At 71.9% G+C, this 13,391-nt stretch carries 11 protein-coding genes; 4 read left to right on the top strand and 7 right to left on the bottom strand.

The genetic code is table 11. From position 1 onward, the window contains the following. Positions 1 to 227: 227 nt before the first annotated feature. On the top strand, positions 228 to 1,064 hold the full coding sequence (locus tag OG627_RS19105; protein ID WP_329066695.1) for an SLATT domain-containing protein: 837 nt from the start codon (positions 228 to 230) through the stop codon (positions 1,062 to 1,064). Positions 1,065 to 1,143: 79 nt separating this feature from the next. On the opposite strand, the gene OG627_RS19100 is transcribed toward OG627_RS19105, so the two are convergent. From OG627_RS19100 to OG627_RS19085, 4 genes are all read right to left on the bottom strand, one after another. Next, a complete protein-coding gene (locus OG627_RS19100) occupies positions 1,144 to 1,794 on the bottom strand; it encodes a hypothetical protein (RefSeq protein ID WP_329066693.1) in 651 nt (216 codons plus the stop codon). Positions 1,795 to 1,910: 116 nt separating this feature from the next. After that, positions 1,911 to 4,586, bottom strand: coding sequence for a dolichyl-phosphate beta-glucosyltransferase (locus OG627_RS19095; RefSeq protein WP_329072793.1), 2,676 nt, complete (start codon positions 4,584 to 4,586; stop codon positions 1,911 to 1,913). Positions 4,587 to 4,723: 137 nt separating this feature from the next. After that, positions 4,724 to 5,407, bottom strand: a complete 684-nt coding sequence (locus OG627_RS19090; protein WP_329066691.1) for a GntR family transcriptional regulator — start codon at positions 5,405 to 5,407, stop codon at positions 4,724 to 4,726. A gap of 201 nt (positions 5,408 to 5,608) precedes the next feature. After that, positions 5,609 to 6,976, bottom strand: a complete 1,368-nt coding sequence (locus OG627_RS19085) for an aspartate aminotransferase family protein (RefSeq protein WP_329066689.1) — start codon at positions 6,974 to 6,976, stop codon at positions 5,609 to 5,611. Between the two features lie 232 nt (positions 6,977 to 7,208). Between OG627_RS19085 and OG627_RS19080 the strand changes: the two genes are divergently transcribed. Continuing rightward, a complete protein-coding gene (locus tag OG627_RS19080) occupies positions 7,209 to 9,245 on the top strand; it encodes a serine/threonine-protein kinase (RefSeq protein WP_329066686.1) in 2,037 nt (678 codons plus the stop codon). A 73-nt stretch (positions 9,246 to 9,318) separates the two neighbouring features. On the opposite strand, the gene OG627_RS19075 is transcribed toward OG627_RS19080, so the two are convergent. Further along, on the bottom strand, positions 9,319 to 9,930 hold the full coding sequence (locus tag OG627_RS19075) for a DUF6879 family protein (protein WP_329066684.1): 612 nt from the start codon (positions 9,928 to 9,930) through the stop codon (positions 9,319 to 9,321). Then, positions 9,923 to 10,192, bottom strand: coding sequence for a hypothetical protein (locus OG627_RS19070; protein WP_329066682.1), 270 nt, complete (start codon positions 10,190 to 10,192; stop codon positions 9,923 to 9,925). The genes OG627_RS19075 and OG627_RS19070 overlap by 8 nt, the downstream gene beginning before the upstream one ends. 226 nt (positions 10,193 to 10,418) lie before the next feature. Between OG627_RS19070 and OG627_RS19065 the strand changes: the two genes are divergently transcribed. Further along, positions 10,419 to 10,832, top strand: coding sequence for a hypothetical protein (locus OG627_RS19065; protein WP_329066680.1), 414 nt, complete (start codon positions 10,419 to 10,421; stop codon positions 10,830 to 10,832). Beyond that, positions 10,829 to 12,991, top strand: a complete 2,163-nt coding sequence (locus OG627_RS19060; protein WP_329066678.1) for a tetratricopeptide repeat protein — start codon at positions 10,829 to 10,831, stop codon at positions 12,989 to 12,991. The genes OG627_RS19065 and OG627_RS19060 overlap by 4 nt, the downstream gene beginning before the upstream one ends. 195 nt (positions 12,992 to 13,186) lie before the next feature. Here the strand turns inward: OG627_RS19060 and OG627_RS19055 are convergent, their stop codons facing one another. Then, the gene (locus tag OG627_RS19055) at positions 13,187 to 13,351 is read right to left on the bottom strand and encodes a hypothetical protein (protein ID WP_329066676.1); all 165 of its coding nucleotides are present in this window, start codon (positions 13,349 to 13,351) and stop codon (positions 13,187 to 13,189) included. Positions 13,352 to 13,391 lie beyond the last annotated feature (40 nt).

Genomic DNA, 13,391 nt, shown 5'->3' with positions numbered 1-13,391 from the left:
TGAGACCTCTCGGCGCCTCTACCTGATCACGGCCCTCAGCTGGGGTGAAATGCCGAGATTTCGATCACACAGCCCACCATTTGGCGGTAGGAAGTGCATGCGGAAATACAGCGGGAGCACAGCGGCAGTACGGCGCGAGTACCGCGAAAGCACCTGTCCCGCACGCGCCACCCGTCCGACACACACCGTTCACGCAGCGTTACACCAGACCGTAGAGGAGTGCCCAGGTGAGCCAGCCGGAGATGCAGCCCGGAGGCCCTGCCCGGGAGGAGGGCCCCTCGTCCGGTGCCAGGTACGGGGAGGGGCCCGGCGAGAGCGCCGGGGGCGCGGGCACGGAGGGCGCGGAAGGCGCGGGGGACGCCACCGGTGAGGCCGAGGGCACCACCGTGTACGGCGACCTGACCGGAGGCCCCTTCCCGCTCGGCGACTGGGGCGAACCGGCGGAGCGGCTCGACGAGCTGTACCGCTGGGTCGAGACGGGGGCGCTGCGCACCGTCGACTGGTACCTGACCGACCGGTTACGCAAGCGACGGTTCGCGCGCGCTTTGCGGGCCACCACGGCCGTCGCCGTGACGGCGGGGGCGGCGCTGCCGCTGCTGGACGTGACGGGCGCGCTGTCCGGGGCCGCCGGCTGGGGGTACCTGTCGCTGATCCTGGGCGCGGCGTGCGTGGCGTGCGACCGGTACTGCGGGCTGTCGTCCGGCTGGATGCGGGCGGTGGCGACGGCGCAGGCGGTGCAGCGGCGCTTGCAGACGCTCCAGTTCGACTGGGCCTCGGAGTGCGTGCGGGAGGTGCTCGGCCCGACGGAGGGCACGGCGAGCGAGGCCGCCGAACGGTGCCTGGCGGTGCTCAGGCGCTTCACGGAGGACGTCACGGAGCTGGTGCGGGTGGAGACGGCCGACTGGATGGTCGAGTTCCGCTCGGGCCCCGCGCCGCTGATGATGCAGTCGCTGCCGCTGGTCGGGACGCGGAACGAGGGCCACGTACAGCCCACGGGCCGCTTCCCGCTCCCGCCGGGCGCCCGGCCGAACATGCCACGGCAGAGGCCGCCGGAGACGCGGTAGGGGAGGGACCGGGGTACGGGGGCGATATCTCTCGCTCCCGTACCCCGTACCCCGTAGCCCCGTACCGTCCCGGGGCGCCTCAGCTGAAGATGATCATCGAGCCCTGGGCCAGGCTCCGGGTCGCCGCCGCGTGCAGACCAAGCCAGACGTGCCGCTCGCGGGCGAACGGGCTGTCGTCGTACGGGACCGAGATCGCCGGTTCCTCCAGGGACGTGGGCCCCTGCGGCGGGGCCGGGGCGGCCGGCGGGTTGGCCGGGTCGATCCCGATCGCCGGGGCGACGATGGCCAGTTCGCGCAGCAGTCCCTGGGTGGAGCCCAAGGGGCCGCCGCCCGCGAGGAGTTCCTCGTTCGAGAGGGGCGCGTCGAAGTCCACGGGGACATAGGCGCCCGCGTGGTCGTAGTGCCAGACCAGGTGCGACTCCTGGGCCGTCGACTCGAACATCTCCAGCAACTGCTCGTAGTCACCGCCCAGTTCGCCGACGGGCGTGACCGCGAGACCGCAGAGCTGGAGCAGATACGCGCGCCGCAGGAAGTGCAGCGCGTCGTAGTCGAAGCCGGCGACCGGGGCGACGTCCCCCGACAGGCCGGGCATATAGGCGAAGACGGGAACGGACGGCAGCCCGGCGTCGCCGAGCGCCTTGTCGTAGACGGCGATCTCTTCCGCGAAGGGATTGTCGGGGCTGTGGCACAGCACATCGACGAGGGGGACCAACCACAGGTCACAGGCCAAGGGAGGCTCGCTCTCCAACGGGTTCGTACGCGTGCGCGCGATGGTCGGGACAGCGTAATGCGGCGGACACGTTCGGCGAAGGGGCCCGGTCGTCCGTCGTCCCCCGATACCGGCCGCTACCGGTCGGCACTCGCGTCCCCCTCGTCTCCCACGTCCCAGATCCAGACCCCGCCGACCCGCTTCCCCGGCCGCTCGAACAGCTTCTCCAGCGTCTCGTACAGCGCCGCTTCATTGGGCCCCGGCGCCAGCACCACCACGCCCGCCTTCCAGAAGTCCAGGTCGTAGCGCGCCTGCGCGCGCCACTGGGCGCCGATCGCCGGGACCTGGCCGCTGTAACGCACATCACGGAGCAGATTGGAGGTGTAGCGGGCCGGAGCGCCGTAGATCCCCGTCCGGTCCTCGCCCCACGGGCCGTTGAAGTACCCCCGGGGCACGGAGAACCCGAAGCCGCTCGCCGACTGCCAGTGCAGGGCCTCCGCGTCGCCCGGGTCGGGCAGGGGTACGGGGACGACGGACTCGCCCTTCGCGACGTACGACCGGTACAGGCCCTGGGAGATGAAGGCCGGGACGTCCGGCCGGTCCCGTACCGGCAGCGACGTCGGGACGATCGGGAGCAGGGCGGCGGCCACCGCCGCCAGGCCGACGATCCGGTGTACGTACCGCTGCGCGGCGCCGAGCCCGGCGAGATCCCCGGGCGCGCCGAGGCCCCCGAGATCCCCGAAGCCACGGCCTCCTTCCGGGCCCCGCTCCCCCGCCGCCGCCCGCGCGTCCACCAGCCGGTCCACCGCCAGCGCCAGCAGCGCGCCCAGCGCCGGGGCGCAGATCATCGCCACCCGGGACTCGATGACCGACTCGAACAGCGGCTGGTGCGCGAGGGCGCGCCACGGTCCCGGCAGCACGACGTCCGTGAAGGGGATACGGACCTTCGGCCCCAGCGACAGCAGCGCCGCCGCCAGCGCCGTGCAGGCCAGCGCCCTGACCACCGCCAGCCGCCACAGCCAGACCACGATGCCCAGGGTCAGGGAGATCAACGGCCAGCCGTAGAAGGCGTTCTGCTCGGTACGGTTCATCGCGAGGCCGTCGGCCGTCGTCTCGTCGCCGAACAGCGCGCGCCCGGAGAACTCCAGGAAGGCGAGCGGGCTGTTGCCGGCGTTGTCGCCGTGCAGCACGCTGTGGTAGCTCTGCGGGCCGAAGAACTGCCAGCCGAGCGGGAAAGCGACCAGCGGCAGACAGACCAGCAGCCCCCACCCGACCCCGCGCAGCAGGGGCCGCAGCGCCGCCCGCGCCACGTCGCGCCGTACGACGCCGTACGCGCAGACGAAGAGCAGCGTCCCCATCACCGCGATCAGCAGCGGCTCCTCGCCGAGGAAGATCTGATACGTGGCGAAGAGGCCGAGCAGGACCCCGTCCCGTACGACGTTCGTCCCGCCTCTCTCCCCGCCCGCCTTTCCGGTCGGCTTTCCGGCCGGCTTCCCGGCGTCGCAGAGCCGCAGGGTCCGGTCGATGATCACCGGAATCATGAACAGCACGAGGAAGTTGGGGTGCGCGTTCGCGTGCGAGATCATCGGCGGCGCGAAGGCGGCGAGGGCCGCGCCGACGGCGGCGGCCGGGCGGTCGCGGGTGAGACGGCGCGCGAACAGCCAGTACCAGGAGCAGGCCGTGGCCGTCAGCCCGAGGGTGAGGACCAGCGCCCAGGTGACGACGGGGCCGAGGGCGAGCGTGACGGGCGCGAGCGGGACGGAGAGCCCGAGCATGACGGTGTTGGCCATGAGGTTCACACCGTCGGGGAAGTTCTGGAACGTCGTGAACAGCGGGTTCCGCAGATGCGCGACGTTGTCGGCGGTGACCGCGAAGAACCACTCCCACTGGTTCTGGTCCGAACCGGCGTCGGCGAGATACGCGTGGTCGAGGTCCGCCCACAGGCCCTTGTAGAGGAAGAGGGAGGCGAGGAGGAAGAGGCCGACGACGGCCAGATCGGTACGGAGGTGGGGGCGGGCGGTGACGCGGTCGGCGGTGCGGCGCACCACGCCCCGGGGGCGGCCCCCGGCGGGCAGTCGCAGCCTCAGCCGTATCAGCTCCAGCAGCACCCTGCCGTAGTCCAGCGGCCGTACCTTCGACCCCGGCTGGTGCGACCAGCGCACCGGCACCTCCGTGACCGGCCGGCCCGACCGCCGGAAGAAGCGCAGTATCTCGACGTCGATGCCCCAGCCGTCCAGCCGTGAATCCGCGAAGGCCGCGCGCGCCCGGTCGCCCTCGAAGAGCTTGAAGCCGCACTGGGTGTCGCTGATGCCGTCAACGGCGACCCGCTGTATCAGCCGGTTGCCGAGGCGTCCGAGCCACTCGCGCACGGCGAGCTGCCGTACCTCTATCCGCGCGTCGGGGTGCGCGCGCGAGCCGATCGCCGCACCGTCGCCGCCGTCCGCCGTGAGCTGCGCGTCGAGGCGGTCGAGTTCGGCGATCGGGGTCGCGAGGTCCGCGTCGGTCAGCAGCACGCGCCGCCCGCGGGACGCCAGCACGCCCTGGCGCAGGGCGTGCCCCTTGCCGTGGTTGCCGTCGCCCGCCAGCACCCGGACGCGCGGCTCGTCGGCGGCGGCCTCCGCCGCGATGGCCGCCGTGCGGTCGGTCGAGCCGTCGTCCACGACGATCAGCTCCCAGCGGCCCCAGCGGTCCGGGGCGGCGCGGAGGTGGGCGACGACGGCGTCGAGGGTGGGGCGGAGCCGGTGCTCCTCGTTGTAGGCGGGGACGACGACGGTGAGGTCGATGCCGGTGAGGTCGATGCCGGTGAGGTCGATGCCGGGGGCACCCGCACCCGCATCCGTACCCACGCCCGTACCCGTACCCGTACCCGTATCGCTCCCCCTGGCTCCCTTGGCCCCCGTACCGCCTTCGGTATCCGCGTCCGCCGGTCCCGCGCCCCTCGCGTGCTCCGTCACCGCCGTGAACGCTCCAGCCTGTCCGCCCACGAGAGCGAATGATCGTCGTACTCGGCGATCACGGTCCGTACCGCCGCCGCGTCGCCCAGGGTCAGCGCGTCCACCAGCCGCTCGTGCCCGCTCCACAGCCACTTCCCGCCCTCGGCGTCCGCACGCAGGAACGGTACGGAGAACACCCACGCCTGGACGCGCAGCCGGTGCAGGAACTCCGCGACGTAGCGGTTGGCGACCAGAGAGCCCAACTCGCGCCAGAAGCGCAGGTCGTAGCCGATCAGGATGTTCAGGTCCCCGCTCCTGGCCGCGCGCGCGGCCTCCTCGGCCCTGCGCCGTACGGAGACCAGCACCGCGCCGTGCGCCCTGGCGGCCAGCCGCTCGCCCGCCAGATCGCGGAAGACGGCGTCCACGATCAGCGCGCGGGCCTCGACCATGCCCCGGAAGTCGTCCACCGAGAACTGGTGGACGCGAAAGCCCCGGTGCTGGTCGGAGTCGAGCAGATCCTGCGCGGAGAGATCGACCAGCGCTTCCCTGACGGGGGTGGCGGAGACTCCGTACTGCTCGGCGATCTGCTTGACGGTGAATTCCTGGCCGGGGAGTAAACGCCCAGCGAGCACTTCGTCACGCAGCGCGTCGGCGATCTGCTGCCGCAACGTATTGCGGGTCACAGGTCCGCTCGCGCGCATGGTCGTTCCGTCCCCTCATCCGGCTCTGGGACACCTTAGACCGACCGGCAGAAGGGGAACGGGAGGGACAGGGGAGGGACGGGTGTGAGCGAAGAGACGGAAGGGGTCGGTTTCCCCGGGTTCCGTCTCTCCGTCTCTCCGTCTCTCCGCCGCTCCGCCGCTCCGCCGCTCCGCCGCTGCGCGAGCGAACGCCGCCGCGCGTTACACCGTGTGCTCGTCCGCGACCGTCAGCGCGGCGTCCAGGATCGCCAGCCCCTCCTTCGCCTCGGCCTCGGTGATGTTGCAGGCCGGGACCACGTGCGTACGGTTCATGTTCACGAAGGGCCACAGGCCGCCCTTCTTGCACGCGGCGGCGAAGGCTGCCATCGGCGCGTTCGCCTCGCCCGAGGCGTTGTACGGGACGAGCGGCTCGCGCGTCTCCGCGTTCCGTACCAGGTCGAGCGCCCAGAACGCCCCCGTACCGCGCACCTCGCCCACCGAGGGGTGCCGGGCCGCCAGCTCGCGCAGCCCGGGGCCGAGGACGGTCGCGCCGAGGTGCGCGGCGTGCTCGACGACCTTCTCGTCCTCCATCACCCCGATGGTGGCGACGGCGGCGGCGCACGCCAGCGGGTGGCCGGAGTAGGTCAGCCCGCCGGGGTAGGGGCGGGTGGCGAAGGTGTCCGCGATGGCGGCGGAGATGGCGACGCCGCCGAGCGGGACGTAGCCGGAGTTGACGCCCTTGGCGAAGGTCAGCAGGTCGGGCACGACGTCGAAGTGCTCGGCGGCGAACCACTTGCCCGTCCGGCCGAAGCCCGCCATCACCTCGTCCAGGACGAACACGATCCCGTACCGGTCGCAGATCTCGCGCACGCCCGCGAGGTAGCCGGGCGGCGGCGTCATGATGCCCGCCGTGCCGGGGATGGTCTCCAGGATGATCGCGGCGACGGTGGCCGGACCCTCGAAGCCGATGGTCGCTTCGAGGTGTTCGAGCGCGCGGGCGCACTCCTCGGCCTCGTCGGCGGCGTAGAAGGGGGAGCGGTAGAGAAACGGCGCGTTGAAGTGGACGACGCCGGCCGTCCCGCTGTCGGACGGCCAGCGGCGCGGGTCACCGGTCAGGTTGATCGCGGTGTGGGTGCCCCCGTGGTACGAGCGGTACGCGGAGAGCACCTTGGGGCGGCCGGTGTGCAGCCGGGCCATCCGGACGGCGTTCTCGACGGCCTCGGCGCCGCCGTTGGTGAAGAAGATCTTGTCGAGGTCGCCGGGGGTGCGCTCGGCGATCAGCCGGGCCGCCTCGGAGCGCACGTCGATGGCGAAGGCGGGCGCGAAGGTGGTGAGCTTCGCGGCCTGCTCCTGGATCGCGGCGACGACGGTGGGGTGCTGGTAGCCGATGTTGGTGAAGACGAGACCGCTGGTGAAGTCGAGATAGCGGTTGCCGTCGTAGTCCCAGAAGTACGCGCCCTCGGCGCCGGCGACGGCGAGCGGGTCGATCAGCTCCTGCGCGGACCAGGAGTGGAACACGTGCGCGCGGTCGGCGGCCTTCACGGCGGCACCGGCCCGGGGGTCGGCGTGCGGGGTGGCGTCAGGGTTCATGGTGGTCAGGGTAGAGAGGAGCGGAGGCGGGGCGATATGGCCACCTTGTATGGCGTGAGCGGCTCAGGTGGGCATTCTGCCGAGCGGACCGGTACGGTCGCGGCCGGTTGATCGACCGATCGACCGTCTGTTCGCCGACGCTCCGTTCGAGATACTCGACGAGTCGGACCCGGCATGCGAGATGATCCGGGGCGACACAGTGCTGGTCTGGTACGGGAGGGGCCGCGCGGCCATGGAAAAGCTGGCAGCAGGAGATCCACGACGCATCGGTGCCTACCGGCTGCTGGCACGGCTGGGCGCGGGCGGGATGGGCCAGGTCTATCTGGCGCGCTCGGACCGGGGCCGTACGGTCGCGGTCAAGCTCGTACACCGTGAGCTGGCCGAACAGGACCAGTTCCGGGGCCGGTTCCGGCAGGAGGTCGCGGCGGCGCGGCGGGTCGGCGGCGCGTGGACGGCGCCCGTGCTCGACGCCGACACGGAGGCCGAGGTGCCGTGGCTGGCGACGGGGTACGTGGCGGGGCCGAGCCTGGCCACGGTCGTGGCGGGCGATCACGGTCCGCTGCCGGAACGTTCCGTTCGTATCCTCGCCTCGGGTCTCGCGCACGCGCTCCAGGACATCCACAAGGCCGGGCTGATCCACCGCGACCTCAAGCCGTCCAACGTGCTGGTGACCATCGACGGCCCGCGCGTGATCGACTTCGGCATCGCCCGCGCGCTGGAGACGGTCGCCGACGAGGGCCTGACCAGGACCGGCGCGCTGATCGGCTCGCCCGGCTTCATGGCCCCCGAGCAGGTGCGCGGGGACCGGGTGACGGCGGCGTGCGACGTGTTCTGCCTCGGCTCGGTCCTGGCGTACGCGGCGACGGGCCGGCTGCCGTTCGGGGGCGCGGAGACGGGCGCGCACGCGCTGATGTTCCGCATCGCGCAGGAGGAGCCGGACCTGTCCGCGCTCCCCGACGCCCTGGTCCCGCTCATCCGCGCCTGCCTGAAGAAGGACCCGGCCGCGCGGCCGACGACGTACGACATCCTGGCCAAGGTGGGCGAGGCGGCGGACGCGGGGGCGGGCCCCGGCGGGGAGCCGTGGCTGCCGGGCGGGCTGCTGGCGCAGCTGGGGCAGCACGCGGTGCAGCTGCTGGAGCACGAGGATCCGGCGACAGGGCAGATACGGATACCGAAGGAGATGAGGACGGAGCGGGCGGCGGCGGAGGCGTCGAAGGGAGCGTCGGAGGAAACGCCGACGGAGGTGAGCGCGGTGAGCGCGCCGGAGCCTTCGGAGCCTTCAGTGACGCCGACGACGCCCGTGACGCCGAAGGGCCCGGAGAGCACGGAGAGCCAGCAGGATCCGGTGAACCCGACCCTGGCCCTGCCACGCGTCAAAGCAGTCAAACCCGTCACACCCGCTGCCACGCCCCCTGCCACACCGACCGCACCGACCGCACCGACCGCACCCATGGCGCAGGCGCGGCCCCCGGCCCCCGGCCCGACTCCTGGCCCGACTCCTGGCCCGGCCCCTTACGGCTACCCGCAACCGGGATACGGCGGTCCGGGCGGGCCGGGCGGGCCGGGCGGGCCGACCCCGCTGCCTCACGGCTACAGCAGCGCCCCCGTACACCCGACGCCCCCGCCGCCCCCGACCTTCGGCCTGACGCCCCCGTACGATCCCACCCCCGAACAACCGCGCCGCAGCGCCCGGGGCACGGCGGCGCTGATCGTGGTCGCGGTCATCGTCGCGGTCTGCGCGGGCGCCTCGGTCTACGCCTTCATGGGCGGCAAGGGCGCGACGAGCGCCGCCGGGGACGACAAGGGCGGCCGGGCGACCACCTCGCAGCCGCCGAAGCCCCCGGCCGAGGACGCGGACGCCTCCCCGTCCCCCTCGCCCACACCGTCACCGGACGCCACCGAGGAGCCGGACGGCACTGTCCCCAAGAAGTATCTCGGCACCTGGAGCGGCGGCCTGGACACCGCCTCCGGCTACAGCACCCGGCTGCTCGTCATCAAGCAGGGCGAACTCGGCGACACCGTCATGACCTTGACGGCCGAGGGCCCGCTGGCGGGCGGCGGCACCTACAAGTGCGTCTTCCAGGCCCCCCTGGCCACCGCCCCCTCCCCCGACGCCCCCCTCCGCATCGGCCCGTCCCAGGTGACCTCCGGCGCCCCCGCCTCCTCCTGCTCCCCCGGCCCGGAAACCAGCCTCACGCTCCAGGCGGACGGCAGGCTGAGCCGGGTGACGACGAGCGGCGAGTCACTGACGTACGAGAAGAACGGCTGAAGCCGCCCGCTTATGAGGTCTGCCCGTCCCGGGTTGAGGCCGAACGGACCGTGGCCGTGGCCGTGGCCGTGGCTCAGTCCGTGACGGTCGGCGGCGGGAGCGGGGCGATCTCGCGGTCGAAGAAGTCGGCGTACGTCTCTCCCCGCGTGTAGAGCTCGTCGAAGCCCGCCGAGGTCTCCGCGATCAGCTCCGGGTCGGTGTAGTGGTCGGCCCCGGCCGCGTTTCCGTCGCTGTCGTACCGCACCTCGAACATCGCCACACTGCCGAGGATCACCACCTCGGGGACATCGCGCTGCTTCTCGATGTCCGCGATGGTCCTGGCGTCGAGCAACCGGATTTGGTCCCCCACCTCGACCCGCAGGCGAAGCACGTGCAGTTCCCACTGCACGTAGGGCGTCACCGGGAATTCCACCACGCGGAGGCGGCGCTGCATCACTCCGAGCCGGTCTGTTTCCTCGACCTGCCGAATGTAGGCGTCGCGCTTCTCCTCAATGAGTGAAAGCGCCTCGTCCCAGCGCCCGGCCGCGAATGCCTCCCAACTCGCGAAGCCACGTTCCTTGAAATTCTGGCCACGCTCCAGCTTATTGAGGTGCCCAATTCCACTCCTGAGTGTGCGGTAATACTCCTCGTGGTAATGAGGGCGGTCCAGTCGCGTCGAGATTCCCTGGGGAAATGAATCAAACATGGGGGATGTCCGGCTTCGCCGCGATGAGCATGCTCCGAGGGATCACCACGAGCCGCTCGTCGGGGCCGATCGAGACTCCGGCAGGCAGTCTCGCACCGAGAGAACCCGACAAGTCCCGCCCGATGATGGCCACATCGCCATTGCCCAGCTCCCATATGTCGGGGCAGTCGGGGGTGTCCGAAGTGACGCCCAGCTCCTGCGGTGATGTGCCGATCCGCCGCAGGAATGTCGTCTCTGGATCCGCTTCCCATGGTCTTGTCACGGCTACCTCCCTCTGTTCGGGCCCGAATAAATTACGCTAGCAGCGTGAGTGAGAATGGCGATCGATTTTCGCACAGAATTCGAAAGAAACAGGCCATCTCGACCCGCGCGCAACCCGCGAGCGGTTTCCGTGACCCGGTATCGCGGTATCGACGCGTGGGGGATCTCTGCGTAAAGTTGCCGCTGAGCCTCCTGGTTCGAGGGAGAGGATTCGGGGGGGGAGAGGCATGGATCCGGAGATCAGTTCACTGGCTCAGAGCGGCGGCGCCACGCTGGTCGCCTTGATGGCGACGGACGCCTGGCAGGCTGCCCGGCAGGGATTCGTCGAGCTGTGGCGACGCGTACATCCGCAGCGCGCCGAAGCGGTCGCCGCCGAACTGGACGCGGGGTACACGGAGGTACGTGCGGCCGCCGTGACCGGCGACCACGAGGTGCTGAGCGAGGTGCGCGCCGAGTGGCAGGACAGTCTGCGACGGCTGCTCGTCGCACGGCCCGAGGCCGCCGCGGAGCTGCGCCGGCTGCTGGACGGGATCGCGCCGCCCGCGTCGGCGGCGGACGCGTCTGTCACACAACGTGCCACCGCCTCCGGGCACGGCCGTGTCTACCAGGCCGGGCGAGATCAGCACATCACCGAACCATGAGCGGTGAGATGGACGGTCGCGCCCAGGACCACGGCCGCGTCTACCAGACGACAGGCGATCAGCACATCACCGAGCACCATCACTACGGGAGTTACGGTCCCGCCGACATGGGCGGACCCGATTCCGTCCGCCGCCCGGCGGTCGGCCAAACGCCCGTGGCCCTGCGCGACCGCGGCGAGGTGCTGGCGCGCTTACGGGAAGGCCTCACGTCGGGCCGAGGGGCTGAGGTGTACGTCCTGCACGGCATGGGTGGCTGCGGCAAGACCGCCGTCGCCCAGGCGTTCTTCGACATCGCCACGGGGGAGTACGGGCGGGTGGGCCTGTGGGTCAACGCCGCCGACCGGGCCACCCTCCGGGCCGGCATGCTGGCAGCTGCGGCGGACCGAGGCGCACGGGACGGCGAACTGCTCGCCGCCCACCAGGGGCATCGCCCCGCGGCGGATCTCGTGTGGCACCACCTGGACCGGTCGCCCGAGCCCTGGTTCCTGGTGCTCGACAACGCCGACGACCCGGCGATCCTCCGCGACGGCAGCTGGTTGCGCGGCAGCCCGCGCGGCACCGTTCTCGTCACCACCCGCCGTGCCGCCGCCCGTTGGTGGCCGGGCGCGGAATTGCAGCACATCGGCGTGCTGCCACGTGAGGACGCCGCCCGCGTCCTGTGCGACCTCGCCCCCCACAGCGGCACGATGGAGCAGGCGACGGAGGTCGCGGAACGGCTCGGGCGGCTGCCCCTGGCGCTGACGCTCGCGGGCGGCTTCCTGGCCCACCAGGTCATCGACCCGTGGACCATGGACCTCTACGGGCGGCGGCTCGAAGAGGACAAAGCGGCGGAGCTCCTCGATCAGGGAGCGGATGTCCTGGCCGAGGAGGATCCTCGGCATCTGGTGCGCCGGACATGGCAGTTGACACTCGATTCGTTCGAGGAGCGCGGACTGCCGGAGCCGGTTTCCCTGTTGAGGCTGCTGGCCCGCCTGGCGCCCGAGCCGCTGCCCCTGTCCGTGCTGAACCGTCCGGAGATCGCCGCGCTCCTCCCGCTGCCGCGCACGGAGGCCGCCCTGCGGGTGCTGGTCGACCACTCGCTGACCCAACTGGTCGACCTCGGCGACCTGCGGTGCGCACACAGCCACGGGGTACTTCTCGACACGGTCGCCGCCGCGACACCTCCGGCGGACCTTCCCCAGCTCAACACGACCGCCGTTCGGTTGCTGGACGCGGCCGTGCCGGCGATCCCGGCCGCCGGACCGTACGATCCCCGGCTGCGACTGCTCGCGCCGCACGCCCTCGCTCTCCTGCGGAAGACCACCGAACCGTCCGGCACGTCGGACGCGCTGGCCGTCGCCACGCGCCTGGCCACGGCACTCCACCGCACCGGGGACTACCTGTCCGCCTGGGAGACCGCCGGCGCGGCGGCCCCGCTCGCGTCGCGGACGCTCGGCGAGGAGCACCGGCTGGTACTCGCCGCCCACGCCAGGACAGGACGCTCGCTCTTCCGGTTGGGGAGGTACGAGGAGGCGGAGCCGTTGCTCCGCCGGGTCCGCTCCACACAGCTCAGGCTGTACGGAGCCGACGACCCCGACACCTTGGACACGGGCCAAGGGCTGCAACTCGTACTCGGCAACAACGGCAAACGCGAAGAGGCCGTCGCGCTCCTCCGGTCCGTCGTAGCGGGCCGCCGGGCCGCGCTGGGCCCCTGGCACCCCGCGACTCTGCGCTCGCGGGTCAGCCTGTTGGCGATACTCACCGCAGGCGAGACAGCGACCGAGGCCGAGGCGGACGAGACGTTCCTGTCGCTGCCCGACGCCTGTACCCAACGCCTGGGCCCCGAGCACGCCGTCACCCTGAGCGCGCGGCACAACCATGCCCGCGCCCAGTTCGTACTCGGCCGCTACCAGCTGGCTGACGACGAAATCCGTCGGGTTGTCGAGGACTACCAACGGGTGCTGGGCCCCGGTTACCCCGCCGTCCTCGCGGCAAGGCAACTGCACGCCCGGACACAAGCCGCACTCGGGCACCAGGAAGCCGCTGTCGTGCTGATGGCCGAGGTGGTCGCCGGACGCGAGCGCGCCCTGGGTCCGGACCACCCCTTCACGGCGTCGGGCCGGGACCTGCTGAAGGAGCTGAGATCCGGACGATGGACCCCGCCTCGACCGCCGGAGTGACGGCACTCCGACGGGGAACGGTCGGCCCGGTCGGGCCCGCCCTTCGGACCGAGTCCTTCGTGGCTTTGGCTGTGCACGTGTAGTGCCCCGGCCGCTCCGACCGGTTCAGCCGCTTTCTTCTCTGCTCCGGCCAGGAAGGAGCGCGGTGCCGCGCGGGCCGAATCCTCCGCCCCGAAGGCGTACTCCAGGCCCAGCTCAAGCGCGTACCGCCGTCATCGCCTTGTCCAGCGTGGTCAGTTCCCGCAGCGCCTCCCGGGCGACGGCCGGATCCTCGTTCTCCAGGTCGCCGCTCGCCCGGTAGTGCCGGGCGCACAGGCCGGGACGGCGGGCGATCCCGATATCCCGGGCCCAGGCCGGCACCGAGCCACGGACCGGGCTGAGTGTGTGTGGTCGGCCTGGC

The sequence above is a fragment of the Streptomyces sp. NBC_01429 genome (assembly GCF_036231945.1).
GTDB lineage: Bacteria > Actinomycetota > Actinomycetes > Streptomycetales > Streptomycetaceae > Streptomyces.
This window is presented reverse-complemented; position numbering and strand designations above follow the sequence as displayed.

Excerpts from the sequence above, each read along its gene's own strand:
- OG627_RS19075 (WP_329066684.1), bottom strand. The coding sequence starts at position 9,930 with ATGTTTGATTCATTTCCCCAGGGAATCTCGACGCGACTGGACCGCCCT.
- OG627_RS19080 (WP_329066686.1), top strand. The coding sequence starts at position 7,209 with ATGGAAAAGCTGGCAGCAGGAGATCCACGACGCATCGGTGCCTACCGG.
- OG627_RS19065 (WP_329066680.1), top strand. The coding sequence starts at position 10,419 with ATGGATCCGGAGATCAGTTCACTGGCTCAGAGCGGCGGCGCCACGCTG.
- OG627_RS19090 (WP_329066691.1), bottom strand. The coding sequence starts at position 5,407 with ATGCGCGCGAGCGGACCTGTGACCCGCAATACGTTGCGGCAGCAGATC.
- OG627_RS19085 (WP_329066689.1), bottom strand. The coding sequence starts at position 6,976 with ATGAACCCTGACGCCACCCCGCACGCCGACCCCCGGGCCGGTGCCGCC.
- OG627_RS19060 (WP_329066678.1), top strand. The coding sequence starts at position 10,829 with ATGAGCGGTGAGATGGACGGTCGCGCCCAGGACCACGGCCGCGTCTAC.